Annotated in this window: 44 protein-coding genes and 5 tRNA genes; 40 read left to right on the top strand and 9 right to left on the bottom strand. The window is 61.7% G+C overall.

All coding sequences use genetic code 11. The annotated features are described in order from the left end of the window. Positions 1-309: 309 nt before the first annotated feature. A complete protein-coding gene (locus ACQR1W_RS31460) occupies positions 310-513 on the bottom strand; it encodes a hypothetical protein (protein ID WP_434854409.1) in 204 nt (67 codons plus the stop codon). Between the two features lie 164 nt (positions 514-677). On the opposite strand from ACQR1W_RS31460, the gene ACQR1W_RS31455 reads away from it, so the two are divergent. Then, on the top strand, positions 678-1151 hold the full coding sequence (locus tag ACQR1W_RS31455; protein ID WP_434854408.1) for a hypothetical protein: 474 nt from the start codon (positions 678-680) through the stop codon (positions 1149-1151). Positions 1152-1162: 11 nt separating this feature from the next. Beyond that, positions 1163-1672, top strand: a complete 510-nt coding sequence (locus ACQR1W_RS31450) for a hypothetical protein (protein ID WP_434854407.1) — start codon at positions 1163-1165, stop codon at positions 1670-1672. 102 nt (positions 1673-1774) lie between these two features. Here the strand turns inward: ACQR1W_RS31450 and ACQR1W_RS31445 are convergent, their stop codons facing one another. From ACQR1W_RS31445 to lysA, 3 genes are all read right to left on the bottom strand, one after another. After that, positions 1775-2008 (bottom strand): hypothetical protein, encoded by a 234-nt coding sequence (locus tag ACQR1W_RS31445; protein ID WP_434854406.1) that lies wholly within the window; start codon positions 2006-2008, stop codon positions 1775-1777. Further along, a complete protein-coding gene (locus ACQR1W_RS31440; RefSeq protein ID WP_434854405.1) occupies positions 2005-2271 on the bottom strand; it encodes a hypothetical protein in 267 nt (88 codons plus the stop codon). Before ACQR1W_RS31440 ends, ACQR1W_RS31445 begins: the two co-directional genes overlap by 4 nt. Before the next feature lie 344 nt (positions 2272-2615). Continuing rightward, the gene (gene lysA / locus ACQR1W_RS31435; RefSeq protein ID WP_434854404.1) at positions 2616-3884 is read right to left on the bottom strand and encodes a diaminopimelate decarboxylase; all 1269 of its coding nucleotides are present in this window, start codon (positions 3882-3884) and stop codon (positions 2616-2618) included. A 214-nt stretch (positions 3885-4098) separates the two neighbouring features. Between lysA and ACQR1W_RS31430 the strand changes: the two genes are divergently transcribed. Continuing rightward, entirely contained in the window at positions 4099-4278 is a 180-nt protein-coding gene (locus tag ACQR1W_RS31430; RefSeq protein ID WP_434854403.1) for a hypothetical protein, read from the top strand. A gap of 108 nt (positions 4279-4386) precedes the next feature. On the opposite strand, the gene ACQR1W_RS31425 is transcribed toward ACQR1W_RS31430, so the two are convergent. From ACQR1W_RS31425 to ACQR1W_RS31410, 4 genes are all read right to left on the bottom strand, one after another. Continuing rightward, complete coding sequence (locus ACQR1W_RS31425; RefSeq protein WP_434854402.1) at positions 4387-4866, bottom strand: toll/interleukin-1 receptor domain-containing protein; 480 nt, start codon at positions 4864-4866, stop codon at positions 4387-4389. 348 nt (positions 4867-5214) lie between these two features. Next, the gene (locus tag ACQR1W_RS31420) at positions 5215-5811 is read right to left on the bottom strand and encodes a DNA ligase (protein ID WP_434854401.1); all 597 of its coding nucleotides are present in this window, start codon (positions 5809-5811) and stop codon (positions 5215-5217) included. Positions 5812-5953: 142 nt separating this feature from the next. Further along, on the bottom strand, positions 5954-6304 hold the full coding sequence (locus tag ACQR1W_RS31415) for a hypothetical protein (protein ID WP_434854400.1): 351 nt from the start codon (positions 6302-6304) through the stop codon (positions 5954-5956). Positions 6305-6411: 107 nt separating this feature from the next. Continuing rightward, positions 6412-6852: a hypothetical protein gene (locus tag ACQR1W_RS31410; protein WP_434854399.1), complete on the bottom strand. Its 441-nt coding sequence runs from the start codon at positions 6850-6852 to the stop codon at positions 6412-6414. Between the two features lie 582 nt (positions 6853-7434). Between ACQR1W_RS31410 and ACQR1W_RS31405 the strand changes: the two genes are divergently transcribed. From ACQR1W_RS31405 to ACQR1W_RS31315, 19 genes are all read left to right on the top strand, one after another. Next, on the top strand, positions 7435-7611 hold the full coding sequence (locus tag ACQR1W_RS31405) for a hypothetical protein (RefSeq protein WP_434854398.1): 177 nt from the start codon (positions 7435-7437) through the stop codon (positions 7609-7611). Between the two features lie 73 nt (positions 7612-7684). Then, positions 7685-7999: a hypothetical protein gene (locus ACQR1W_RS31400; protein WP_434854397.1), complete on the top strand. Its 315-nt coding sequence runs from the start codon at positions 7685-7687 to the stop codon at positions 7997-7999. Next, a complete protein-coding gene (locus ACQR1W_RS31395; RefSeq protein WP_434854396.1) occupies positions 7999-8169 on the top strand; it encodes a hypothetical protein in 171 nt (56 codons plus the stop codon). The genes ACQR1W_RS31400 and ACQR1W_RS31395 overlap by 1 nt, the downstream gene beginning before the upstream one ends. Next, the gene (locus tag ACQR1W_RS31390; RefSeq protein ID WP_434854395.1) at positions 8169-8513 is read left to right on the top strand and encodes a hypothetical protein; all 345 of its coding nucleotides are present in this window, start codon (positions 8169-8171) and stop codon (positions 8511-8513) included. Before ACQR1W_RS31395 ends, ACQR1W_RS31390 begins: the two co-directional genes overlap by 1 nt. Continuing rightward, on the top strand, positions 8510-8755 hold the full coding sequence (locus tag ACQR1W_RS31385; RefSeq protein ID WP_434854394.1) for a hypothetical protein: 246 nt from the start codon (positions 8510-8512) through the stop codon (positions 8753-8755). The genes ACQR1W_RS31390 and ACQR1W_RS31385 overlap by 4 nt, the downstream gene beginning before the upstream one ends. Further along, the gene (locus ACQR1W_RS31380) at positions 8742-8999 is read left to right on the top strand and encodes a hypothetical protein (protein ID WP_434854393.1); all 258 of its coding nucleotides are present in this window, start codon (positions 8742-8744) and stop codon (positions 8997-8999) included. The genes ACQR1W_RS31385 and ACQR1W_RS31380 overlap by 14 nt, the downstream gene beginning before the upstream one ends. Further along, complete coding sequence (locus ACQR1W_RS31375; RefSeq protein ID WP_434854392.1) at positions 8996-9121, top strand: hypothetical protein; 126 nt, start codon at positions 8996-8998, stop codon at positions 9119-9121. Before ACQR1W_RS31380 ends, ACQR1W_RS31375 begins: the two co-directional genes overlap by 4 nt. A 5-nt stretch (positions 9122-9126) precedes the next feature. Continuing rightward, a tRNA-Gly gene (locus tag ACQR1W_RS31370) sits at positions 9127-9201 on the top strand. Between the two features lie 20 nt (positions 9202-9221). After that, a complete protein-coding gene (locus ACQR1W_RS31365) occupies positions 9222-9377 on the top strand; it encodes a hypothetical protein (protein WP_434854391.1) in 156 nt (51 codons plus the stop codon). A gap of 59 nt (positions 9378-9436) precedes the next feature. Further along, entirely contained in the window at positions 9437-9682 is a 246-nt protein-coding gene (locus ACQR1W_RS31360) for a hypothetical protein (protein WP_434854390.1), read from the top strand. A gap of 2 nt (positions 9683-9684) precedes the next feature. Next, positions 9685-9822 carry a hypothetical protein gene (locus tag ACQR1W_RS31355; RefSeq protein ID WP_434854389.1) on the top strand — a complete coding sequence of 46 codons (138 nt, stop codon included), beginning with the start codon at positions 9685-9687 and terminating at the stop codon, positions 9820-9822. Further along, a complete protein-coding gene (locus tag ACQR1W_RS31350) occupies positions 9819-9986 on the top strand; it encodes a hypothetical protein (RefSeq protein ID WP_434854388.1) in 168 nt (55 codons plus the stop codon). The genes ACQR1W_RS31355 and ACQR1W_RS31350 overlap by 4 nt, the downstream gene beginning before the upstream one ends. A gap of 143 nt (positions 9987-10129) precedes the next feature. Continuing rightward, positions 10130-10603 carry a hypothetical protein gene (locus ACQR1W_RS31345; protein WP_434854387.1) on the top strand — a complete coding sequence of 158 codons (474 nt, stop codon included), beginning with the start codon at positions 10130-10132 and terminating at the stop codon, positions 10601-10603. After that, the gene (locus ACQR1W_RS31340) at positions 10600-10956 is read left to right on the top strand and encodes a hypothetical protein (RefSeq protein WP_434854386.1); all 357 of its coding nucleotides are present in this window, start codon (positions 10600-10602) and stop codon (positions 10954-10956) included. Before ACQR1W_RS31345 ends, ACQR1W_RS31340 begins: the two co-directional genes overlap by 4 nt. Before the next feature lie 2 nt (positions 10957-10958). Further along, positions 10959-11222, top strand: a complete 264-nt coding sequence (locus ACQR1W_RS31335; protein ID WP_434854385.1) for a hypothetical protein — start codon at positions 10959-10961, stop codon at positions 11220-11222. Next, complete coding sequence (locus ACQR1W_RS31330) at positions 11222-11353, top strand: hypothetical protein (protein ID WP_434854384.1); 132 nt, start codon at positions 11222-11224, stop codon at positions 11351-11353. Before ACQR1W_RS31335 ends, ACQR1W_RS31330 begins: the two co-directional genes overlap by 1 nt. A 195-nt stretch (positions 11354-11548) precedes the next feature. After that, complete coding sequence (locus tag ACQR1W_RS31325; protein WP_434854383.1) at positions 11549-11782, top strand: hypothetical protein; 234 nt, start codon at positions 11549-11551, stop codon at positions 11780-11782. A gap of 374 nt (positions 11783-12156) precedes the next feature. Then, positions 12157-12231, top strand: a tRNA-Phe gene (locus ACQR1W_RS31320). 103 nt (positions 12232-12334) lie between these two features. Next, positions 12335-12409, top strand: a tRNA-Met gene (locus ACQR1W_RS31315). A gap of 2 nt (positions 12410-12411) precedes the next feature. Here ACQR1W_RS31315 and ACQR1W_RS31310 read toward each other — a convergent pair. Beyond that, entirely contained in the window at positions 12412-12735 is a 324-nt protein-coding gene (locus ACQR1W_RS31310; protein ID WP_434854382.1) for a hypothetical protein, read from the bottom strand. Positions 12736-12767: 32 nt separating this feature from the next. Here ACQR1W_RS31310 and ACQR1W_RS31305 point away from each other — a divergent pair, with 32 nt between their 5' ends. The 18 genes from ACQR1W_RS31305 to ACQR1W_RS31220 all read left to right on the top strand — a co-directional run bounded on the left by ACQR1W_RS31305 (position 12768) and on the right by ACQR1W_RS31220 (position 24055). After that, a complete protein-coding gene (locus ACQR1W_RS31305) occupies positions 12768-13187 on the top strand; it encodes a hypothetical protein (protein WP_434854381.1) in 420 nt (139 codons plus the stop codon). Then, positions 13184-13513, top strand: a complete 330-nt coding sequence (locus ACQR1W_RS31300; protein ID WP_434854380.1) for a thioredoxin family protein — start codon at positions 13184-13186, stop codon at positions 13511-13513. Before ACQR1W_RS31305 ends, ACQR1W_RS31300 begins: the two co-directional genes overlap by 4 nt. Beyond that, positions 13477-13731: a hypothetical protein gene (locus ACQR1W_RS31295; RefSeq protein WP_434854379.1), complete on the top strand. Its 255-nt coding sequence runs from the start codon at positions 13477-13479 to the stop codon at positions 13729-13731. Before ACQR1W_RS31300 ends, ACQR1W_RS31295 begins: the two co-directional genes overlap by 37 nt. A 15-nt stretch (positions 13732-13746) precedes the next feature. Further along, positions 13747-14286, top strand: a complete 540-nt coding sequence (locus ACQR1W_RS31290) for a hypothetical protein (RefSeq protein WP_434854378.1) — start codon at positions 13747-13749, stop codon at positions 14284-14286. Positions 14287-14579: 293 nt separating this feature from the next. Beyond that, positions 14580-15275: a hypothetical protein gene (locus ACQR1W_RS31285; protein WP_434854377.1), complete on the top strand. Its 696-nt coding sequence runs from the start codon at positions 14580-14582 to the stop codon at positions 15273-15275. Between the two features lie 74 nt (positions 15276-15349). Then, the gene (locus ACQR1W_RS31280) at positions 15350-15874 is read left to right on the top strand and encodes a hypothetical protein (RefSeq protein ID WP_434854376.1); all 525 of its coding nucleotides are present in this window, start codon (positions 15350-15352) and stop codon (positions 15872-15874) included. A 65-nt stretch (positions 15875-15939) separates the two neighbouring features. Further along, positions 15940-16164: a hypothetical protein gene (locus tag ACQR1W_RS31275; protein WP_434854375.1), complete on the top strand. Its 225-nt coding sequence runs from the start codon at positions 15940-15942 to the stop codon at positions 16162-16164. A 12-nt stretch (positions 16165-16176) separates the two neighbouring features. Beyond that, on the top strand, positions 16177-17643 hold the full coding sequence (gene terL / locus ACQR1W_RS31270; RefSeq protein ID WP_434854374.1) for a phage terminase large subunit: 1467 nt from the start codon (positions 16177-16179) through the stop codon (positions 17641-17643). 20 nt (positions 17644-17663) lie between these two features. After that, positions 17664-19283, top strand: coding sequence for a DUF4055 domain-containing protein (locus ACQR1W_RS31265; RefSeq protein WP_434854373.1), 1620 nt, complete (start codon positions 17664-17666; stop codon positions 19281-19283). Between the two features lie 38 nt (positions 19284-19321). Further along, the gene (locus ACQR1W_RS31260; protein WP_434854372.1) at positions 19322-19639 is read left to right on the top strand and encodes a hypothetical protein; all 318 of its coding nucleotides are present in this window, start codon (positions 19322-19324) and stop codon (positions 19637-19639) included. A 242-nt stretch (positions 19640-19881) separates the two neighbouring features. Next, positions 19882-20163: a hypothetical protein gene (locus tag ACQR1W_RS31255; RefSeq protein ID WP_434854371.1), complete on the top strand. Its 282-nt coding sequence runs from the start codon at positions 19882-19884 to the stop codon at positions 20161-20163. Between the two features lie 265 nt (positions 20164-20428). Continuing rightward, positions 20429-20504, top strand: a tRNA-Asn gene (locus ACQR1W_RS31250). Position 20505: 1 nt separating this feature from the next. Then, positions 20506-20592, top strand: a tRNA-Tyr gene (locus tag ACQR1W_RS31245). Between the two features lie 12 nt (positions 20593-20604). Further along, entirely contained in the window at positions 20605-21642 is a 1038-nt protein-coding gene (locus ACQR1W_RS31240) for a hypothetical protein (protein ID WP_434854370.1), read from the top strand. Between the two features lie 102 nt (positions 21643-21744). Beyond that, a complete protein-coding gene (locus ACQR1W_RS31235) occupies positions 21745-22725 on the top strand; it encodes a major capsid protein (RefSeq protein WP_434854369.1) in 981 nt (326 codons plus the stop codon). An 87-nt stretch (positions 22726-22812) separates the two neighbouring features. Further along, the gene (locus tag ACQR1W_RS31230; RefSeq protein ID WP_434854368.1) at positions 22813-23109 is read left to right on the top strand and encodes a hypothetical protein; all 297 of its coding nucleotides are present in this window, start codon (positions 22813-22815) and stop codon (positions 23107-23109) included. A 14-nt stretch (positions 23110-23123) separates the two neighbouring features. Continuing rightward, positions 23124-23567, top strand: coding sequence for a gp436 family protein (locus tag ACQR1W_RS31225; RefSeq protein WP_434854367.1), 444 nt, complete (start codon positions 23124-23126; stop codon positions 23565-23567). Next, positions 23567-24055 (top strand): phage virion morphogenesis protein, encoded by a 489-nt coding sequence (locus ACQR1W_RS31220; protein ID WP_434854366.1) that lies wholly within the window; start codon positions 23567-23569, stop codon positions 24053-24055. Before ACQR1W_RS31225 ends, ACQR1W_RS31220 begins: the two co-directional genes overlap by 1 nt.

Raw genomic sequence — 24055 nt, 5'->3', positions numbered from 1 at the left:
TGAGGCCTCAATACCCGTAAGCGCAACGGCGCCAATAGGCAATGCCGGCGTGTGTGTCGATCGGCCGAGGCCCTGGCCACGTCCGCCCAACCTGTCTCTGAGCTGCCAGAAACGGGGGCAGGAGAGCGCAAACCGCGCTGGCCGCTGGGCTCTGGACGTCCGAGGGGAGAGCTTACAGGCGGCTCGCGCTGCGCCTCGGCGGTCCGTCGATGCAAACAGGGGGAGCCTGATAAAAGACCCCACCCCCTTCGGGGAGGTTCACTCCGGCGCGCGGCGCCCTAAAAGGCCATTTGTGGCGAGTGCTCCGCGCTAACCATCGTCGGGCGGCAGCTTCGCCATCAGGTGCGGCCAATTCCGCTCGACGATGCCTCGCACCTCTGGATCGATCGCCTCGATCGAGTCGAAATCCTCGATCTGCTGGCGGATTGCGTCCAGCTCTTCAGGATCCAGAACGCGGCCATGTAGGAACTCAATCGGCATAGTGTGATGATACGCCCTGGCGGCGCTCAGCATCACACCAGATCGAGATATTCAGCGCGCGGGCGCTTAGGCGCCGCGCTCAGCCCAGCGCACACCGGAGAAGCTGTTGTCCAAGCTCCAAAGACCGGGTTAGTTTGGAGTGGTAGATATTGATACGCTCGCTCAGGACGAGTTTTTTGACCAACGAGGTTTTGCCGATGAAAAAGGTTCTTTTCCTCTTATTTGCGGGGATGGTTGGATGGATGATCTGGACTGCGGACGACGAACGGAAGTCGCGTATCAACCAGGCGACTACGCCGGAGCAGCTCGCGATCGCCCTAGTGGATGGTGGCAGGGTTCAGGCGACATTCGATAACGGCGCCCTGGAAATAAACCGTACAATCGATGCAGCGCTCTCCGCAGGGTGGACTGTGAGTGGTTTCAACGTCACAGTCGCGCACGTCGTGCCGGCCGTCTTTGCAAAATTCCCTCAAGTCGATTCGATCATTTTCCGTGAAAGTGGGCCGTTCAAAGATATCCGGGGGAATGAGTCGACCGAGGAAATGCTTCGCATTGCGTTTATGCGCGGCGAGGCGGAGCTCATCCACTGGGACAAGATAGTTTACGACGACGTCCCCAAGTTGGGGGAACACTACTGGATGCACCCAGGACTGCGTCGCGTGCTGCAATGACCGGGGGCCGGATGATCAAAGAAAGGTGCTACGTCCTATGTATCGGCGTCTATGCCATCTGTACTGCTGTCGCGCCGACTCTGGCGGCGCAAGCAGATTTTGAGCTGGCGGAACAAAAGCTGGCAGACTGCGCCGCGCGCGCCGATCTTCATCCGCCATATGGGCCCGGTAACACGGTCATGGATGTTTGCCAGCACGCGGCAGATGCTTACCAAGCTGCTTGCGTAGCGAGCGGCCATAGCGGAATGGAATGCGGCTTGGCCGCAGGTGCCCTGGCCAATTCCATGCAGAAGCACGACCCAGTCGACGAACAGTTCATCCAATGCCTCGAAAAAGCAGGGAGGCGGGGCGCTCTGCCGCTGGAACTCCTGACCCTGTGCCGCGCCGAGAGGCACGCCTTTGAAGATCTTTGCCGGCGCCGCAAGGATATTGATCGATGCGAACGGGATGCTGAAACGCTTGCCCGGGCAGTTTGCGTCAGCCGCAGCTTCGGCGCCGATACATGTCAGGTCGCGCCGTAGACCTCCGAGGGCACAGTGGTCCAACGTCGCGGACGTTCAGCTCCTCCGTAGCGATCTCGCTGCCGAGCTTGGCGAGCAGATCATGGACCGACGGCGAAATGGTCATGGCCGGCGAGCGCTTCGCGCTGGATTATCAAGATCGAGGCGGGTCTCGCAGGTGGCGATCACAGTGCCGAGCACGAAGAGCGCCTGGGCCTCATCGATCGAGGCGTCGCCCATCTTGACCATGATGTCGTGCTGGATCGACGCCTTGTGCGCCATCGCCCGCGCCAAGGTCATGCGGTCGATCGCGGCGCCGTCGAAGTCTGCCTGGACCTTTTCGAGATGGCTGGTCATGACAGGCAGTCGACCTGATCTTCGGTGAGCATGCCGTCCGGCACTTCCATGGTCCAATGGACGGCCACGATGTCGTCGGCGCGATCCTGCCCGATGCCGGTGTAGCTCAGGCCGCTAAGCTTCTGCTTGGCCTCGGCCAGGTACAGGGCCGGGTGCTGATCGATGATCCAGATCGCCTTGTTCGGGCCGATGCGGTCGCGCCCGCCGTCGCGCTTGGCGAAGACGGTGAACCACTCCATCGAGATCATCCACTGCTGGGTCATGGTTCCAATTAGCACAAATGCAAATGAAAAGCAGCTTGTGGATAAGGTAATATATTACCTATAGGTAAGGAAGAACATTGCAGGTACGGGAACACTCTGGTACATTTCTGACATTCCGAAGTGGAGACCGTACTGAATGTCTGATAGCCTGATCCAACGCATCCGCACCCACCTGATTGACGATCGCATCCATAATCGCGTCGAGGCCAATGCCGAGATCGAATTGATGACCAACGTCGAGCTGGTCGAGGTGATTTCCTTCGTTCTTGACGACATGCTTGCTAAGCGGCCGACCTGGTCTCCGCTTCAGGAACGCCGTGTGCGGCGAGCGCGTCGCGCTAGACTCAGAGCAACCAAGGGGCGGGGCGATCCATCAAGATCAGATCGGCTACATCGATCCTCGGCCGGATCACCGCAGCCTGGTCACCCTTGACCATCACCTCCGGCACCAGCGGCCTCGTGTTGTAGGTGCCGGCCTGCACTGCCCCATAGGCGCCCGCCGTCATGATCGCGATCAGGTCGCCGGCTACCAGCTCGGGGAGCTTGCGATCGAGCGCCAGGTAGTCGCCGCTTTCACAGACCGGGCCGACCACGTCGGCGACCATCCGCCACATGCTCGGGTCGGCCTGCTTCACAGGAAGGATGTCGTGGTGCGCCTCGTACAGGGTAGGGCGGATTAGGTCGTTCATCGCCGCGTCGATGATGACGAAGGTCTTGGCCTCGCCACGCTTCACCCGGATCACACTGGCAACCAGGATGCCGGCGTTGCCGACGATCAGGCGACCCGGCTCGAACAGCAGCTGGCAGCCGAGATTGTGGGTCATGCGCTTGACCATGTCGGCGTAATCCGCCGGCTGCGGCGGCGCGGCGGCGTCGAGGTGATAGGGGATGCCAAGCCCGCCACCGAAGTCGACGTGGCTGATCTGGTGGCCCTGCGCACGCAGCACCTGCACGAAGTCAGTGAGGATGCGGAAGGCCGTCTCCATGGGCGCGAGATCGGTGATTTGGCTGCCGATATGGACGTCGACACCCGTGACCTGGATGCCGGGCAGCGCCGCGGCGCGGGCGTAGACATCCCTGGCGGCCGAGATCGGGATGCCGAACTTGTTCTCGGACTTGCCGGTGGAGATCTTGGCATGGGTGCCGGCATCGACGTCGGGATTGACCCGCACCGAGATGCGCGCCGTGCGCCCGGTCTCCACGGCGAGCCGCGACAGCAGCTCCAGCTCAGGCTCAGACTCGAGATTGATACAGTGGATGTCGGCGGCCAGCGCCGCCCGCAGCTCGACCTCGGTCTTGCCGACCCCAGAGAACACGATCTTGTCGGCGGGAATGCCAGCCGCCAGCGCCCGCTTCAGCTCGCCGCCTGACACCACGTCGGCGCCGGCCCCGAGCTTCGCCAGAGTGCGCAGCACCGACTGGTTCGAGTTGGCCTTCAAGGCGTAGCAGATCAGGGCGTCCTGGCCGGCGAAAGCGTCAGCAAACACCCGGTAGTGCCGCTCCAGCGTCGCGGTGGAGTAGCAGTAGAACGGGGTGCCGACCTGCTCGGCGAGCTGGATCAGATTGACGTCCTCGGCATGCAGGATGTCGTCACGGTATTCGAAATGGTTCATGCCGGAGCTTCTACAGGCCCGCGCCGCTTCGCGCCAGTCGACGGAGGATGCAAAGTTGATCGTCGGGATGGCACCTGAACCCGAAAAAAAACCAATCGCTCTCCAGAGGCACTACACGTGGTGTTTTTGTTAAGAGTTTCTACTATTCCGAAAAAGAACATTGCCGGAACGTGATGCCTGTGCCATTCTTCCGGTTATCCGAACCGGAGGTCGCATGGCAGAGAGTTTGATTGATCGTATTCGTGTTCATCTGATCGATGACCGCATCGATTCCCCCGAGGAGGTCAACGCCGAGCTGCGGTTGATGAACAATGCCGAGCTGGTGGAGCTGATCTCCTTGATGCTCGACGATATCCTGGAAGGTCGCCCGACCTCTCGACGCATGTTCAACTAGTTTCTGGCTGGCATGCGCTCCCACAGAAAACCACCGGCGCGGCGGGCCGGTGGCCGCCGGAACCCGGACTGCTTGTGCGACGTGTGGCCGGCAATCTCGGCAATAGAGCTAGGGGGCGACTAGCTCGGCGAGCTTGACCGCCACGTCTACCATCGAATTTTCTGCAGTACTCAAGCCGCTTCGCGAGCCGAGCAGCGGGCTGACATCGCGGAGAGCTTCGTACGTCGTGCCGTGCACGATGGGGACGAGCAGGTCACGCGCTAGGAGGGCCGATAGCTCTTTCTCGGCGATGCCCTCTGCTTGAACGCGGCGCAGCAGCGCAGGGGTCACCAGCACGATCCCGACTCGCGACTTCGCCAGTCCCTTGTCGATTTCGCGGAGCAACGAAGTGCCGAGGACGACGTCCTTCTCGCTGAACCAGACCCTGACACCGCGTGACTCGAGTAGATCGTGCAGTTCCTTGGCGGCCCCGCCCCGGTCATCCCATGCATGGCAAAGGAAGACGTCCCGACGGTCAGGCAGGGGTTCTCGCTTTTCGACGTTGTCGCGGACCGGACTGAGTGCCCGTACCTCCGCAGGCGTATACACGACGGACGAACCGGCTCGGGACCATCTCGGCCTTACGCTGCTGCCGGACCCGCCGCTGCTGCTTCGGCCGCCCCCGCTGCTCCCCGACGTGGAGTAGGACGGGTAGGACGGGTACGACCCGTAGCTGCTGTAGCCGCCGTAGCGGACGCGGCCACGGCATGCAGGGCACGCTGCTGCAGCGCTCGCTGAGCGATGGCCCTCTTTTGGTGCTGTGCATCTAGCCATGCGGCCGACAATACCGGGTACCATCGCCTCTCTCAAGCGCGAGTAGCGCAAAGCGACGTCGCCACCCTCGGCTGTGGCCAGGTTTTCCACCATTCTCGGTCATTCGGTTTATGGCTTCACGACCTAAAACTGATCCATTACCCGCGCGTAGGCCGGATGGGATCTGTTCTTCACCTTGACCCAGTCACACGTCCTTGGCCGGTAGCGCCGCTCTCGGTGCTTCGACACGATGCCCTCCAGCCCCATGCGGCAGGCCGCCTCAAACAGCCCCGGGCCGATCGCGCCAGGCTCGAACGGAGCCACGAAGATGCCCTCCGGCCGGCCCCGCAGGAGCTTTGCCAATCGCTCCTTGCGCTCGAACAGCGGCGCCTCGCGCAGGTCGTCGCCATCAGCAGCAATTAGATCGAAGGCGTAGAGCTGGGCCTCCGCGTTGTGGCGGCCCGCGTGCAGGGCGTTGAAATCCGAATAGCCCTGAACGTCCATCACGCAGATCTCGCCGTCGATGATGAACTGCTTCATCTTCATCTTGAGTGCTACCTCGGCGATCCAAGGGAAACGCCACGTCCAATCAAGACCTGTCTTGGATAGAAGCTTCACATCGGCGCCTTCACGGATCACGCGCCCGCGGTAGCCGTCGAATTTTATCTCGTGGATCCAATCAGGGCCGGCGGGCACCACCTTCCGCGCCTCAGGCCGGCAAAACTCAAACCTCTTCAACATGGCCGGAATCTAGGCCGAGCCAGACTAACATCAATCCGATCATCTTACCGCTGGGCGGTTCGGTGCATCTTCTTGGCGCGCTCTGCGATCCTGGCGAGAACGTCCTTGAGGTCTTCGTCCTCCAACGTGTCGAGCACCATTCTCATAGCGACCTCAACGGCAGCAAGAGTTGCGCCCCAATCGGCCGTCCAATGAAGCGTTCAATGAACTCACGTACGGACTGTGTTACCTCGTGCCCTTCAGCGACCCACTGCTCCAGCTCCTGGGCCACATCGTGGGAGGCATCGCGAGACCAGCCCTCCAGTGGATTGAAAGCCACCACGCGCAGGGGATTGTCGTACTGGCCCGTCAGGAAATCGCTGATAAGGGTCCGGTAATTCGTCCGATCCTCGTCTGTCTCACGCCATGCCGCGCCGCTGCTGAAATCCTCAAGCACCAGGTACATGTCACGGTCGAGACGATCGCTCGGAATGATCGAAGGCGAGGTACGCATCTGCAACTCCACCGCTCTAAGCCCAAGATAGGTCATGGCGGGCGAGATTGCGAATCAGTCTGAGAGCGGCGAGCCGGACGGACCGATGATGCAGGAACGATTGGAAGTTAGGCGCCGATACCTCGGTGCGCTTCATGGACATGCCGACCGATCGACGCGTTGGTGATCTCGGCGCCGCAGAAGCATCGACTGACGCCGGTGGTCACCTGGGTCGGAAGCTTGCGGCCCTTCTCCCACATCCGGTATTTCCATGCTGTGCGGTCTCGCTCGTGTCGCCATAGCTCGAAGTGAGCCTCCGATCGCGTTGGCAGCAGGCGGCGCCAGTCCTGCTCAAAACCGGCACGCGCCTCCTCGAACGTCTCAGCTGTGCCACCGGTCTGTTGGCCAGGGTCGCATCCCGGATAGAACCCGCATCTCCATTCCCACTGCGGCGCATGGTTGGGGGCGCCGGCAAGCTCGACGATGTGGCCTACGCGGACATCGCCGTAATAGACGAGCCAGCCGGTGCGGTGAGGGTCATTGTCCTTGCGGCGAGTGAGCTGTGGCATGTCCGAAAAATGTGGGTGTTTTTCTGACGGGCCCACGCCAGGGGCGGGGGCGCTGTCGCGCCCAGATCTGAACCGAAACAGGGCGGCGCGGAGCAGGGGTGGTGTCAAACAGGCCGACATCCCCCGTCAAATACGCCGACACCCCCTGTCAAGCTCGCCGACACCCCCTGTCAAATACGCCGACACCAATAACCGTATACTAGAACCAGACTCAGAACCTCCACACCAACCATGTCATTCCGCCTGACGGCGGGCGCCGGCCATGTCATCCGGAGCCCCGGATGGAACTGTCGGGTTCCATGATTTGCATTCATGTTTGCATATTTGCATGATGGACTTGACGAAAGGCGTATATTGAGGTACAGAACGGCTATATTGGCATTCGTGCAAATTCAAAAAACCGACAGTTCGCGCCGATCCCGGGAACGCCGGCCTCCACCGCTGACGAGCCCGGGGGATGGCGCGGAAAGGATCACCTGTGGCTTCGCTCGCTTCGCTCGTCCTGACGCCGGCCGTTTTCGCTGCCGTGCTCGGACTGTTCTGGATCATCCAGTGGTTCGGGATGCCGCCCGGAGCGCACTCGTGACGTTCGTCGACATCGAGTTCGTCGTCGTCCTCAGCCAGCTGGTCCGCAAACTCGTCACGCTCGGATTTGCCGCAATGGTCCTCGTCACGATCATCGCTCTCGGCGCACGGCTCGTCGACAGGCTCAACGGGCGCCCCAAGCCGGAGCAGCCCAAACGGCGTCGGCCGTTCTGAACCAGTTTCCCAGAGACCGGTGCTTGCCTACGGCACACCGGCTCACCCATTCAAAGCGAGAAGGCAAGACCTCATGGGCGTGAGTGTCGAGTTGATTTCGAAGGCGCAACTCGCATTTGACGACGAGCTGAAGCTGTGGACCAGGCACGGCACCTGGCGGCCGGGCATGACCATGCTGCGTCGTGACGAGCTACGCAACATCATGGCGCCGATCGGGCCGGCGGACGTGCTGCCTGAGGCCACAGTCACCGAGCATTACGACATCCCGGATGACCAGGTCCACAGCTACCTGTTCTTCCGCGCGATGGAGAAGGCGCTCGAAGCCGTCCAGGACGACATCACGCAGGCCGCCGTCAGCGCGGTTGCCGCAGCAGAGGAAGCTGCGTGATGGACCGCATACGAACGTTCGTGATCGGCTTGATCGGCGCGTGCATCGGAGCCGGATTGGCGCTCATCATCAACACGAAGCCGGACACGTGCCAGGCCCGCATCTCGTCCGCCCACGTCTCGATCTGCCTCGACAGCAAGATCGACAAAGCGAAGGCTCTGTTCCGCTGATGCCGAAGGGTCAATACCAGATACCGTTCGATAAGGACGGCAATCAGCAGCACTACGCCGAAGGCTCGTGGATCACTGGCGAGAACGGCAGGCCGCAGCGTGTTGGTCCGGAGTGGCGAGATAACGCGCCGTTCGTGACGACGCTGACCTATGTCGGCTACAGCCGCGGCCGGTCCGCTGCCTATTTCGATTTCAAGGATCACAACGGCAAGCTGGTCGTCGTCTTCCTGAAGGACTTCGAGGACATGATCCCGCACCTCGTCAAGGGTTCAGTGTCTGGCTCTTTCAAATTCATCAAGCGCGGCATGAACTACGGCTGCCAGCTCATCGAGGCCGGCCTATGACTGATCTGTGCGACTACTGCTCGACCAAGCCGAGCGACACCTGCGAGAATTGCGGGAAGAACGAGGCCGGCATCTCCTGGTTCGCCACTCGCTTCCGTCAAATCTCGATGCAGGGCGGTTATCCCGATCCCGGCAACCTGTGCGGAAAGTGCGCCGGAGGGGTGCAGGGCGAACGGATCGCCGACGAGATCATCGACGGCGTGCCGGGTCACCCGATCGGAGGCCTGAATGGCGTCCTCTGACTCGATATCGACGTCGCCGCTGGCGATGCAGGCCTACAACGTCATCAAGCATCTGGACAAGCTGATCGGCCCGGCCGCGGCGCAGTCCTGGATGCTGAGCAGCAACGAGCTGCTCGGAGGGACGACGCCGGTCGGCGCCATCAAGGAGCGCCGGCTCGAGGACGTGATCAAGGCCATGCATGTCGTGGCCATGGAAAAGGGGATATTCGAGGAGCCGTTCCTGCCGCCCGGAGCCGAGAAATGATCGAGCTGGTGTTCATCCAGCCGCCGCTGAACCTTCAGCTAAGCCCGTTCGAAGGGATCGTGTACGCGGCTGTGGTCGTGGTCTGCTCGGCTTGGTTTGCCTGGACTGTGTTCAAGGGCTGAAATTCGCGAGGGTAGCTCAGCGGGAGAGCGCCTGGCCTCCACCCAGGGTGTCGTGGGTTCGATCCCCACCCTTCGCTCCAAACTCAAAGGGAAAAGACAGATGTTCGACAACATCGCGATGAAGCTCGCGTGGGCGCTTCCGCGCCGGATCGTGTACTGGGCTGCAATTCGTCTCGGTTGTAACGCGACGCAGGGCCAATACAGCGACCAATCAGTTCCGGATTTGAACTTTATCGACGCGCTCAAGCGCTGGTGAGCGCCCTGGCTGCTCTGTAGGCGTTGGCGCCTGCTCGGTCAACATAAACGGATCCAATCATGAGGAACGCCATCGTGGCGGCGAGCATCGACATCGCCGAGCAATACATCTCCGTCTTCGACCTCGATACCAGGCACTGGCGCGTGTTTAGGCATGGCGACATCAAGCTTGGATACCAGTTCGATCGTATCGTGATCATTCGCCCGCACTGGCAAGTCACGTCCAGCCAGGTGATCGACTTCGAGGATCAGGCCCGCGAGTGGATGGGCCGACTCGCTCGCGACGGTCACCTCACGATCATCTGACCATGTCGACCGACAAGATCGCAGTCATCGCGCTCGCAGTGCTGCTCGCCGTTTCCGCCGCCATGAGCCTGGTCTCAGTCATCAATGCCAACCAGGCCACGGACAAGATCAACAACCTGTTCTGCATCGAGGCACAATGAGCTTCATTGAGACCATCATCATCGCTCTCGCGATCTTGTTCGGCTTAAACTACGTCGGTGACGCGATCGACAATGTGGCGGTCGGCATCGAGATGGCCGGCCGAAAAGTGGCAGAAGCCATCGAGGACGCGCTCCTCGAATCCGATGAGGACGAGGACCTCTGATGCCGTTCCCGATGGCCATCTTCATCTTCAGCTACGCCATCTGGCAGGCCTCGATCGAGCGCGCTTTCACCTTCAATCCCGTCGAGATGCGGTCCACCGAGACCATCTGACCGTTCGCTGAGGCGAGCTGGAGACCTCCGATAATGAAAGCTCTGGTTCGCCTGGCTCTGGCCGGGCTGTTGGCGCTTGCCTCGCCGCCGGCGCATGCCGATCCGTACACGATTTTCGACGATGGCGGTGGCATCATCGTCAAGTACGTCCGCAAATACGCGGACATGCGCGACAACCACATGAAGCTCCAGGTCGCTGGGGAGTGCGCTTCGGCTTGTACGTTGTTCCTCGGCATCATGCCGGCCACGGACTACTGCGTGATGCCGACCGCACGGCTCGGCTTCCACACGGCAAGCACTCGCACCGAGAGCAAGGGCAAGGTCACCTACGAGTATGCCCAAGAGTTCTCGTACCTGATGTTTTCGCTGTATCCGGTCTACGTCCGCAAGGTCATCAAGAGCCTCGGCTGGGATGGAGACAAGGATGGAGCGCACCCGGGCATGGTCTGGGTAGAGGGAGACGATCTCAGCAAGATCGCCCCGATCTGCGAGAAGGACGGGCCATGAGCCGGCGCCGCAAGATGCCGGATCGCACACAGCTGCCGTCGATCATCAAGATCGGCGTCTACGAATACGAGCTGATCCACTGGGATCCGGCGGAGGCCGACGCCGAAGAGAACCTTGGGCGGTGTGATCGCTTCAACTTTGACATTCGTGTGCGCTCCGACATTCCCGACTCGTCGTTCGCCGAAGTGCTTGAGCACGAGATCAACCACGCCTGCTGGCACGCGGCAGCTCTCAAATCGAAGGCCGCCGAGGAGACAGTCGTCAACCGGCTGACCCCCATCCAGATGATGGCCCGCCGCGACAATCCAGAGATCTACGCCTGGATCGACCGCGCGATCGCCCAGAAAGACTGACCATGCTCAAAGCAATGGTTGCTGACAGCAAGAAGCACGCCGAGGTGATGATCGCCTGGCACAATTTGGACCCCAAGGAGTGGGAGGCGCTGGCCTACGGCCAGCCCGTGACCAAGCTCTACAGTGTTGCGTTCATCATCAGGCCGCTCCGCGGCATTGAGCAGCACCATACGGACTGGGTCTTGGAGCAGCTGGTGCCAAGCGTCGCACAGGATGTGCATACGCTGCCGGCGAGCTGGCGCATCCCACAGGAGCACGTCACCTGATGGCCACGAAGAAGAAAAAGAAGAAAAAGAAGAAAAAGAAGAAAAAGAAGAAAAAGGTCTCCAGGGCGAGGATCATCACCGATCTACGCCTGGAGCGAAAGCAGCGAGCGCGGCGCAAAGCCGGCGGCTGACGAACACGAATGATCGGAGCTGTTGTGTAACAGGGAGCGGCGACTAGAGCGCCGACCGTCTGACCAAGCCCGGCTGCGCTGACGCGGGGGTTTCCCTCCTTTACCCCGCGAAGTGCCGCCACGAGAACAAATCAGCCGGCGCCCACCGACTGCAAAACCTCGTGGCCCCATCAACGCCAACCAGAAGAAACGACAATGGACAAGCTACGAGAGCACTGGGCTCGCGTGCGGTTTCGTTGGCATGCCTTCATCGCTGCTTTCACCTGCGCCACGCCGGTTCTGCTGCAGCAGCTCCAGGTCATCGACCTGAAGCCGCTCCTGACCCGCTACATGAGTGCAGAACTCGCGGCGGTGGTGATCGGCCTGCTGCCGTTCTACATCGCGCTGCTTCAGCCCATGATCCACTTCGAGGATCGCAAGGACAAGTGAGCTTCGTCGGCACGACTCGGGTCGCCCCCGCTGCGTGCCGGCAGACCCTGAGCGCTCAGGGACATCGGGCGGAAATCCCGACATACAAGCCCCAGCGAGCGACGATGCAAGAGCATCCAGCGCGGGAACCGCGCCGTGGCGTTGCTGACCCACAAGCCCCTAAAGACGATAGGAGTCGGGTCGCTCCTGGGCATGAATTTGCTTTCTCGGTGCCCGCCGACAGTCACCTGAAGACATAGGGGTGGCGGGTTAAATGAGGCCATGCGTCAAGCCGAGCGCTCGCGGTTGCGAGCCAAGCCCGCCACTCGAACCCGAGTGCCAGACAATCCATCGCGCGACCTGGTCCGGAAGTAAGTGGCGGGCACTTGTCATTCGTCAGGATAGCTCAGACGGAAGAGCTTCCGGTTGAAACCCGGAGCGCGGTGGTTCGATCCCATCTCCTGACGCCACTTCTGGGAAGGCGGGGGAGAGGTGCCCCCACGAGTGAACGCCGGCAGTATCCTCGTGCCCTTTCGGTGATTGTGGTGAAAGCCCATCCCTTCCCACCAAATCGCCAGTGTAGCTCAACGGTAGAGCAGCGGACCCATAACCCGCAGGACGTTGGTTCAACTCCCGCCACTGGCACCAGTTCAACAAACAAGAACATACTGCTGGCTCCAGCTGTTGCTGACTTCATGCACGTCACCTTCGACAATCTTCAACCATTGATAACGGGCATCCTGGCTGGAACGGTCACGAGGTTCGATCAGATCGACAGCGCTTTCGCATAAGAGGAAATCATGCCGGGATACAAATTCCCTGGGTATCAGGAGATCGCGGAGATCTTCGAAGAAGATTACCAGGAGCGCAGGAAGATCTGGGGTGACGACTGGAACGAGCCTCTCCGGAATAGGGTCTACATGATCGGCGACGCGCTCCTCCCTTATCTGGCCGCCGCTCTCAGGTTCGCTCATGAGAACGGCGCCCCAAATCCTGAGTTGGAGCAATGAGCCTGCTTTTCAGTCTGCTCGGAATTATCCCGGGCCTCGCCAATGGTTTCCTGACCTGGCTCAACAAGAAGACCGACAGCGACCTTGAGAAATACAAGGCCGCTATCGGGGCCGACACCGCGCTCAACGTCGAGGATATCAAGGCGAAGATCGAAATCGCCAAGATGGTGAACCAGCAGAGGTCCGAAGACCGGGAACACTGGTTCACGGCCTGGATGGTCCCATGTGCGTTCGGCGTCTTCCTCTCGCATGCCGCGGCGGTCGTCTTCGACTCCATGCCTCTGCTCGGTCACGTGATCGGCAGCTGGCATGTGGCAGAGCTTCCTGGCCAGTACGCAAGCATGCAGAACAACATCATCCTGACCGTCTGCGGTATCGGCGGCGTGTCAGCCGTCAAGAAGATCTTCAGCCGATGAAAACTATCACCGACACCACTGCAGTTACCGAGTTGCGCGGTCTCAAGCGTCCAGCGGTCATTAAGTTCGAGGCGCGCTGGTGTCAGCCATGCAAGGCAATGAAGCCGATCATTGACGACATCGAGAAGCAACTGGACGGCAAGGTCGACTTCTTCGTCGCTGACGTCGAGCATGCCATTGGGGCCGCGCAATTCTACCGCGTGACCCAGATCCCGGCCCTGGTCGCGATCGACAGAGACGTCGTGACTGCCAAGCGCGTCGGCGCAGGCTCCAAGGCTGAGATTTTGCAATGGATCAAAACGGCGATCCCAAGGGCCATGGACTAGGCTCCACGGTCGACTTCGATTCGATGTCGATCGTCTACGACGGCGGGTTCGCCGTCCCGATCATCGCCATGTTCGATCGCTTCGACGATGAGACAGACGATCACAACGAGGCCGAATACATCCTGGTCGAATGGCCGGGCGAGGGCCTCGTGACCGCGATCGCGATCGGAGACATCGCGAGCGAGGTCGGAGCTGTAGTCGACGACAAGCCCCACTGAACAAGAAGAAGAACAATGACCGACCTGCCCAAGCGTCGCCGCGGCCGGCCGACGAAAGAGGAGGCGGCTGCCCGCGAGGCAGCAGCCAAAGCCGCCGCGGAGAAGGATGCCAAAGAGACTGAGTTTCTCGATGAGCTTCTCGCTCGACCGATTGGTCGTCGCAAGACGAAACTTCAACCTGATGAGGACACGCTGCGTGCTCTGGCTGAGATCGCCCGCCTTTTCGGCACACAAGACGAGGCTGCCGCAATCCTCGGCGTAAGCCCTCGCACCCTGACCAACTTCTTCAATGCATATCCTGAGGCGCGTGAGGTTTGGGACGACGGGCTGCAGCACGCCAAGGTCTCCCTGAGACGCAAGCAGATGGCACTGGCCGACAAGAACGCGCCAGCCTCCATCTTCCTCGGCAAGAACTACCTCGGCCAGAAGGACGAGAACCACACCAACCTCAACGTCCGCAAGGAGGTCTCCGAGATGTCGGAGGACGAGCTGCTCGAACTCGCGAGCCGCGCGAAGAAGCCGAAGGCGGAGGAGAAACCAGAGAGCGTTCACTGATGGGTAGCCGGCGTCCACTCGATGAAGATGTGCGTCGGCAACGCCTTGCAGCGCTCATGCGTACGCCGCCGATAGTGGTGGCTGCGCCGCACGGCCAGCCGGAGCCCGCACCGGCAGAGCCGGCCCCAATACTCGACCCGGTCGTCACTGTCGCGCCGGCAGTACCAGAGCCGCGGCCAGATCCCGCCGTGGACGTGCCGGCTTTCCTTTCAGAACCGGCGCCCATCAGGGCGGAGCCGGTCCAACCACCAAGGGAAGTTGTGCGACTTCCCGATGCCCCAAAGGAGAAAACTATGCCTTTCGTTTCCGATAAGCCCGCGGTCGTCGTTGTGGGCGCAGACAAGGGCGGCGTCGGCAAGACGACCGTGTCCCGCACCTTACTGGACTATTTTGGCGCCCAGGGCCTGCCGGTCCGCGCGTTCGACACCGAGAGCCCGAAGGGAAGTCTGAAGCGCTTCTTCTCTGACATCACCGAGATCGTGAACCTGCGCGATCCGGATGATCAGGCAAAGGTGTTCGACACCATCGACACGTCGACGATCACCCTGATCGACATCCGCGCTGGTCTGCTCACCGACACATTGTCGCTCCTGGAGGAGGTTGGCTACAACCAGATGGTTCGCGATGGCTTGATCAACAGTGCCGTGATGCACCTGATCGGGTCGACGATGGACTCGTTCGGCGAGATCGACCAGATCGCAAAACTGTTGAATGGCTCGAAGCACTGCATCGTGCTCAACCGCTACAACGGCGCCGAGTTCTTCAAGGGAATCGACGAGGTGACCCGCCAGGCGCTCGCGCTCGGCAGCTCCCTGATCGACATCCCGATGCTCGAACCGCGGGCGATGGAGCTGGTCGATGCGGCAGCCGTGCCGTTCAGCCAGTTCGAGAAGGACCCGAAGTACTCCTTCATGTACCGCGGCAAGGTCCGCGCGTGGGAGCAGAAGGTCTTCGCCCAGCTCGACGCCGCCGGCCTCAACATCGTCTGATCAACAAGGACATCCCCGCGGCTTCGGCTGCGGGGCTCTGCCTCCAATAACAACAACAACAACCGAGGTGCTGTGTGTCCTTTTTCGATGATTTTTCCGTCAAGCAGACCCTGCAGCAGCTCTTCCAATCCCATCAGGTCCACGACCGGACGGGAAATGATCGCCTCACCGCGATCGAACATCACCTCAAATATGTGAAGGATCTGCTTATGGCACTTACCCCCGAAGTCCAGGCCCTCGTCGACGCCAACGCGCAGCTGAAGCCTGCTGTCGAGGCGCTGAAGAGCAAGCTGGACACGGTGTCGGCCCAGGCCGTTGATCTGCAGGCCCGCCTGGACGCTGTCCCGGCTGTCGGCGGAATCTCGGCTGAGGACCTCGACGCCATCAAGGCCGTGTCGGCCGATATCTCTGCCACCGTCGCGGATGCCCAGGCTGTTGTGAACCCGGCTCCGGCCGAGGATGCGCCGGCCGCCGAGGCTCTGGTCGATGCTGCGCCTCCGGCTGACGAGGCTCCGGCCGCCGATGCCACAGCCGCGGTTGCCGCCGCCCTGGCCGTCGATGCTCCCGCCGCCTCGGCTGCTCCGGCCCGCAACATCTAACACCTGAAGTCGCTCTGGCCGGTGCCAATAGGCATCGGCTGGAGTCGACATGGAAGATCAAGAAGATGTCCGACCTCAGCATCCTGCACACCAAGATGAACTTGGAGGATGGCCGCCTCATCACCGTGTCCGATCTGGTTCAGGACCCCGTCGATGGGAAATGGCTCCGCACCATCCGCTTCTATGGCGACCCGATCACCAACGGTGCCCCGACCGTGATGTTCGAAGTCCAGACCCGCTCCGCCAACAAGGACGATCTCACGATCCAGGCGCCGGGCTTCAAATTCTAAAAGGCCTCAATCGTGAATTTGGTCACCGATGTCTCCCCCGAGGAGGCAGCGGCCGAGATCCTGCGTCGTAGGAGGGGCCGCGAGCACCTCATCGACTTCACCACCTACACGCTCCCGAAATACTACGCCGATCCGTTCCACTACAAGGTCGCAGAAGCCCTTGAGCGTGTCGAGCGCGGCGAGTGCAAGCGGCTGATGATCTTCGCCCCGCCGCGGCACGGAAAGTCGGAGCTGTCGACCAGGCGCTTCCCTGCCTGGTTCATGGCCCGCAATCCGTCGAAGAACATCATCTCGGCATCGTACAACGGCGATTTCGCCACCGGCTTCGGCCGCAACGTCCGAGATATCATCAAGGGCAAGGAGTTCGAGCGACTCTTCCCGCATATCAAGATCAGGCCGGACATCCGCGCTGCCGACGAGTGGCAACTCACGGACGAGTCCGGTGGCGGTCAGTATTACGCGGTCGGCGTCGGGACCGGCACCACCGGTAAGGGCGCCCATCTCTTCCTGATCGACGACCCGATCAAGGACCGCAAAGAGGTCAAGTCGGCAACGTTCCGAGACGACCAGTGGGATTGGTACCGCGACGTCGTCTACACCCGTCTTGAAGAAGACGCACCCATCATCCTGACACTGACGCGCTGGCACTACGACGATATCGCCGGCCGGATCATCGAGGCGATGGAGGACGGCAAGGGCCTGCCCTGGGAGATCCTGTATCTGCCGGCGCTGCCCTACGTGAAGAAGACGCCAGACGGCACACCGATCCTCAACGAGGACGGCACCGTCCCGGGCGACGCGCTCGGACGCAAGATGAACGAGCCTCTCGCTCCGCACCGCTTCTCCTACGCGGCTCTCATGGACCGTCTGGACGTTCTCGGCGAGCGCTCGTTCTCGGCGCTGTATCAGCAGCAGCCGATGTCGGACGACGGCGGCATGTTCCGCGGCGATTGGTTCGCTCCGATCTCCGCAGCTGAGCTGCCCGCGCGCAGGGCAAAGGTCCGTGCCTGGGATTTGGCCGCATCGGCTGACGGCGACTACACGGTCGGCGTCCTGATGTCGAAGGACTCCAACGGCGTCTTCTACATCGAGCACGTCATCCGCTTCCGCGGATCGCCGCTCGAAGTCGAGAAGAAGATCATGGAGACCGCCAAGAACGACGGTCGCTCCGTCCAGATCTTTCTCCCGCAAGACCCAGGCCAGGCCGGCAAGAGCCAGGTCCAGGGCTTCATTCGCCGGCTCGCCGGCTACATCGTTAAGACTGCCCGCCCAACCGGATCGAAGGAAGTCCGCGCTGCTGCATTTGCTGCGCAGGCGGAAGCCGGCAACGTCAAGATGGTCCCAGCATCCTGGAACACCGTCTTCACAGACGAGCTGGAAACCTTCCCGCTCGGCACCTACGACGACCAGGTCGACGCAGCTGCTGACGCATTCAACTCGCTCCTCGGTCCCAAGAAGGCGGCGGTCCTTGACTGGTAACGTCAGGACACTCCACCACCATGGCAACCGCCACCCAACAGATCAAGTACACCCCGTCTCCGAAGGACGGTAACCCGGGGCTGCTGTCGTCCGCCGCGACGACCATGCAGCAGCGCACGTCGATGCTGCGTGCCGTCTACGGCGGCACCGAGACCATGCGCGCCCAGGGCGCGACCTTCCTGCCGCAGTACGAGAAGGAGTCGGACACCAGATATGCTGCCCGTCTGGCATCCACCTTCGCTCTGAACAAGCTGCGCGAGGCCGTTGATGCTGCTTCGGCGAAGCCGTTCCGGACTCTGCTGAAGGTTCTCAATGGCGATCCCAACCTGGACCTGTGGACCCAGGACATCGACCTGATCGGCACCCACCTACACGTCTTCGCCCACCAGTTCTTCAACAATGCTATGCTGGACGGCATGTGCCACATCCTGGTGGATCATCCGGACACCTACAACATGAAGAGCCTGGCGGACCAGAAGGCGTCCGGCGCTCGCCCCTTCATGAAGATGTACAAGGTCGACGACGTGGCGGCGGCCTACGATGCATACGTCGGCGGCGACACCAAGACCGTCCACGTCCGCATCCGCGGCCAGCGCGCCGATCGGGACGGCTTCAAGGAAGTGCTCTACAACCAGATGCGGGTCATCGAGATCGACCCGACGTCGAACGGCAAGGGCATCGTGCAGCTCTGGGAGCAGCTCGCCACTTCTGGCGGCTCGAACTGGACCTTCATCGAAGAGACGCCTCTGACCAACATGACGGAGGTGCCGTTCGTCACTTTGTATGCCGGTGAAAAAGAAGCCGACTACCAGGTGCGACCGATCTTCATCGACCTCGCCTACAAGCAGATCGAGCACTGGATCTCGTCCTCGGATCAGCGTTCGATCCTGTCGGCAGCCCGCTTCCCCATGCTGGCGTGCTCCGGCGTCCAGATCGACCCGGAAGACGAGGCACAGTTCGCCATTGGCCCCTACAAGGTGCTCTATGCCCCGGAGGCCAATGGCCGCTGGTATTACGTCGAGCCCCGCGGCACGGCGATCGACTCCGGCATGAAGGATCTCGAAAAGCTCGAAATGCAGATGGACATGATGGCGCTGAACCCGGTCACGGGCACGCACCGCCAGTACGTCCCGCAGAACGAGCGCGACATCCAGGAAACCCGGGTCCACTCCGTCGTCCACGACATGGCGATCAACTGCCAGGATGCGCTCGAACGCGCGATCCGGATGATGGGAAGCTGGACGGGCGCCGACTACTCGAACGTCAACGTGGTCCTGAACACCGAGTTCTCGAACACGAAGGATCGCCTCGCCGAGGTCGCCCAGCTCGTCACTCTGTGGTCTCAGCGCGGTCTGTCGCGTGAGGTGCTCCTGCAGGAAATCAGAGCGCGCAACCTGTTGGGCGACGACTTCGACCTGCAGCAGGAGCTGGCGCTGTGGCAGGCTGTTGACGAGAACCTGCAGGCTGCCGGCGAGAACATGTTTCCCGGCCGGTGGACGCAGGCAGATCCGACCAAAGCGGGGGATGGTAGCGCGGCGCCGGCAGGAGGCAGCTCCTCCACGACGCCGCCGGCTGCTAACCAAAACCAGCCGAAGCCGAACTTCCCGCCCGGTCAGCTGCGCCCGACAAAGCAAATCTGATTGACTTGCATGAATGCAAGTTGTAGGCGATCAGGCCCATGACCGAGAAGCTGTCGTTCAAATGCGAGGCGTATGTTTGTGAACCCTGCACCAAAAGGCAGGGAACGCCCGTGCGCGAGTTGGTGCGGATGATCCCGCGCTCGGTCGTGGCCTTCGGCAAGCTGATCGGCGACGAATACTGGTGCTGCCCGATCTGCTTCGAGCCGAAGTTCACGGTCAAGGGGAGGAAGCCGGTCAATGGAAGCAAGCAAGCTGAAGTGGTGGGAAAAGTTCCTGGGCTTGCCCGAGGGAGGCGCGCCGCCGCCAAGCACGGCCCCCGTCTCGTTGCCACCTCAGGCTCCACCTCCGACGCCTGAGCAGCTCGCCCTGGAGCGCCTGGTCCGGGAGCAGGAGAAGACCAACTTCTGGCTCATGATGCAGCCGGTTCTGATGCACCCATTTAAGGCGGTGATGGGCCTGTTCATCATCTACATCATCATCCACGTCTGGATCTACGGCTGAGTTCCTTGATTTGCATTCTCGCTTGCAGATTTGCAGTCAGGCTTGACAAAAGGCGTATATTGTGGTTCAAGTCAGGTGAAATGCATATAGTGTGCAAATGAACCTGTTTCACCGCAATATCTTGGTCCAAGCGTTCAAATTGCCCCTCTGGGGGCAGGCTGCCGACGAGGTCGCGCCGCAATGGCTCGTCCGACGTCTGCAGAGTGGTGAGCTGAAGGTCAACTCCCTCGGGGGCCTGACCATGTCGTCGGCGTGGGGCGTGCAATCCTGTGCCGCTGGCGACGTCATCCTCCTGACCGAGGATGACAGCATCCAGTTCGCCAAGCCGGAGGAGTTCGACAAGTTCGAGCCCGTCACGGAGCTGCAGATCGCAGCGTAACCCGACGCTCTCTTCAGGGAGCATCCAGAAGCCGCTCAGGGCCCCCCCTGGGCGGCTTTTCTGCATTCGGTCACTACTCACACTTGCCCGCCCGGTTCGCGCCTGGCGGGCATCTTTTTTGGCCCGGCGGGCCACCTCTTTCGGTTCCGCGCTCCCTTGAATGGTCGAGCGCGGCTTCAGCGGTCTCAGCTCGCATCCCGCACAAGACGAGCAGAGATATCCAAGAGCGTGCCGCACGCCCGCGCCGCCGCTGAACAAATTCCGTTGGCATGTAGCTTAGACGGTAGAGCGCCTCGCTGTTAACGAGGATGTCGCAGGTTCGAGACCTGCCGTGCCAGCCATGTGTGGACACTGGGCAGGTGGCGAGCCCAACGCGCTGTAAACGCGCCGGTTAATCCTGTGGCGGTTCAACTCCGTCTCCACGCACCAGTTTCGCCAGCAATGACCAACCGAGCGCCGGGACGGCCTCGGAACGATCGCTGCTGGCTCCTCCGATTCCCCGGTCCTCGGGGATATCGCCGGCCCTCAGGCGGGATGCTTGAGCGGCCTTTTATCACGAGGGGCGGGATGCCCCGCATTTCCGGGATGGATATGCTCAAAGCAGTAGTCACCGATATCAACACCGTCGATGAAGCCCATCGCGCCTATTACGTCGAGAAGAACGGGAAGTTCTTCCTGAACGTCACGCCGGCCGAAGGTTTCGAACTCGACGACGTCAAGGGCCTGAAGACGGCTCTCGGAGCGGAGCGTAACAACGTTGCGGTCCTCAAAGAGCAGCTGAAGCCCTACGAAGGCCTCGATGCCGGCGCGGCTCGCACCGCGATCGAGCGTGTCGCCGCCTTCGGAGACATCACCCCTGACGCAGCCAGGACGGCTGTTGAAACCGCAGAACGACTGTCGAAGCTCGATCCCGCGAAAGAGGCGGATCGGATCGCAGGCGAGAAGTTCGAGGCCCTGAAGGGTCAGCTCACCGCACAGTGGACGCTGCGCGAGACCGAGCTGAACACCCAGGTCAAGAACGCCACCGCCACGGTCGAGAGCCTCACGGGGCAACTGCAGACGATCATGGCCGACAGCCAGATCAAGTCTGAAGTCGCAAAAGCCAACCCACTGGACGACGCGCGGGATGCCGTCGAACTGTTGGTGTCCAAGTTCGTCAAGACGTCCATGAAGGACGGCAAGGTCGTCGTCGAGGTGCTCGACACCAACGGCAACCCCCGCATCAAGGATGTCAATGGCACCCCCTTCACCGTCGCCGATCTCGTCGCCGAGATCCGCGAGAGCCGCGCTTCGCTCTTCAAGCCGGAAGAGAAGCGTGGACTGGGAACGCAACCCGGCACCCACGGCAATCCCCCGGCAGGTGGTGGTCAGACCAACCCCTGGCTGAAGGATAGCTGGAACATCACGCAGCAGATGCTGCTGATGAACACGAAACCCGAACTGGCCAAGCAGCTGAAGCAAGCGGCCGGCGCGAAGTAACCCTTCTCGCCCACCCGACCATTGCAGGCGCCCGGATTGTGTCCGGGCGTTTGTTTGAATGCAAACAGCCGCAAACGCCGTCTCAACAAGCAAGAGTGAGAAATGACTGAGACTCGTCTCGCGGACATGATCGTCCCGACCGAATTCAACAACTACGTGCAGGTGCTCTCGACGCAGAAGTCGGCCCTGTTCCAGTCGGGCATCATCACCGACCTGACCAGCGTCATCGATGCCGAGATCAGCGGCAAGACCGTCAACATGCCGTTCTTCAACGATCTGGACGCCGAGGACGCCGAGCAGGTGCTCGACGATAACAGCGACCTGACCGTCAGCAAGACCTCCACCGGCCAGGACGTGGCGGTGAAGCTGCTGCGCGGTAAGGCGTTCGGTGCGTCCGACCTGTCGGCCGACCTCTCCGGCGCCGACCCGATCGACCTGATCGCCAATCGTTTCGCCGACTGGTGGAACAAGCGCATGCAGACCGCGCTGCTCTCGACCCTGGCGGGTGCGATGGGCTCGGCCGGAATGGAAGCCAACGTCAACGACATCACCACGCTGACTGGCGCTGCGGCGAACTTCGACGCCGACTCGTTCATCGACGCCGCGTTCTTGCTAGGTGACGAGCAGGGCGGCCTGAACGCCGTCGCCGTCCACTCCCTGACCCTGAAGGCGATGGTCAAGGCCGACCTCATCGAGTTCATGCCGGACTCCGAGGGCAAGCTGACGATCCCGACCTACATGGGCAAGACCGTCATCGTCGACGACAGCATGCCCGTGTCCGGGTCCGGTGCGGACCGCGTGTTCACCACCTACATCTTCGGCCCCGGCGCGGTCGGCTACGGCGAGAAGTCGCCGAAGACCCCGGTCGAGGTCGAGCGCCAGGCTCTGAAGGGCATGGGGCAGGAGTACATCGTGCAGCGGCGCCAGTGGGTCATGCATCCGCGCGGCATCAAGTGGCTCGGTGCGACCCAGGCCGGCATCACCCCCGCGAACTCCGAGCTGGCGAACGTCGGCAACTGGCAGCGCGTGTACGATCCGAAGATCATCCGGATCGTGGCGTTCAAGCACAAGCTGGGCTCCTAATCGCCTGACCTCAGGCGATAGGTTCTGAGAACAGACCCTCCTCGGTTTCTGCCGGGGAGGGCTTTTTCGTTATCTGGAGACACCCGAATGATGGGAACGATGGGCTTCCGAGCCCGTGAGGCAGCCGCGAACATCAGGCTGCGCAAGCAGCGCCTGGTCTCGGAAGAGGTACGCGCCGCCCGGTTCGCCAACCTTCCCGGCAATGCGCCGGCCGCCGACGCCAAGGCCGATGCCGCTGCGAAGGCCGCAGCTGAGGCTGCTGCCAAGGAAGCTGCCGAGAAGGCTGCTGCCGAACAGGCCGCCAAGGAAGCTGCCGAGAAGGAAGCCGCCGACAAGGCCGCTGCCGATGCCGCTGCTGCGGCGACCAAGACCAAGAAGAAGTAACCTGACAGAGGTTCATGATGGGCTACGCGAGCAAGGAAGACATCGACGATCTCTATGGGACCGATCTGCTCGTTCGCATAGCCGATTATGACCGGGACGGCGTGCCCGATCCGCTGGTTATCCAGCGCGGCCTGGACGGCGCCGACGAGATCTGCGACGCCTATCTGTCGTCTCAATACACGGTCCCGGTGGTCCCGACGCCGGGCATCGTCAAGAACTGCGCCATCGATATCGCGGTCTACAAGATCGCACTCGGCCGAACCGGCCGGACCGATGAGATGCGCGTGCGCTACGAGGACGCGCTTGCAATCCTCGAAAAGATTTCCACCGGCAAGGTCGGCCTCGGCCTGCCGCCGGTCACCACGACTGGCACCGACGCAAACGGCAACCCGGTGATCACGACGACGAACCCGAACGTCACACGAGGTGGCCGGTCGTTCGACTGCGGGAGGGCCTGATGGGCGCTTTTGCGGTCGATATCGATACCGAAGACCTCGCCCGCCTCAATGCCCGCCTCACCAAGCTGCTGCAGGACGCCGAGCACCTTCATCCCGTGATGGAGCAGGCCTCCGAATACATGCAGCGCGCCACCATCAACCGCATCCTGCGCACCAAGCGCTCGCCTGAGGGTGAGCTGTGGGCCGCGCTGTCCGACGTGACCATCGCTTTGAAGGGACACGACCGGCCGCTGTTCGAAAGCGGCGAGCTGTCCCGCAGCATCGAGGTCACGGACGTGAGCGATCACGGCTTCGAGCTGACGGCGGATACCGAATATGCCTCCTTCATGCAGAACGGCTTCAATCATGCCGGCCGGAAGGCGCGGCGTGGCGGCAAGCGCTACAGCAAGGCGGACAAGGTGCCGGCGCGTCCGTTCATGGGCTTCTCGGAAGAGAACGTCAAACGCATCTCGAAAATGATCCGCGATTACCTCGCGCACGGAGGCTGA

It is taken from the genome of Bradyrhizobium sp. HKCCYLS1011 (assembly GCF_051167795.1).
In the GTDB taxonomy this organism is placed as follows: domain Bacteria; phylum Pseudomonadota; class Alphaproteobacteria; order Rhizobiales; family Xanthobacteraceae; genus Bradyrhizobium.
This window is presented reverse-complemented; position numbering and strand designations above follow the sequence as displayed.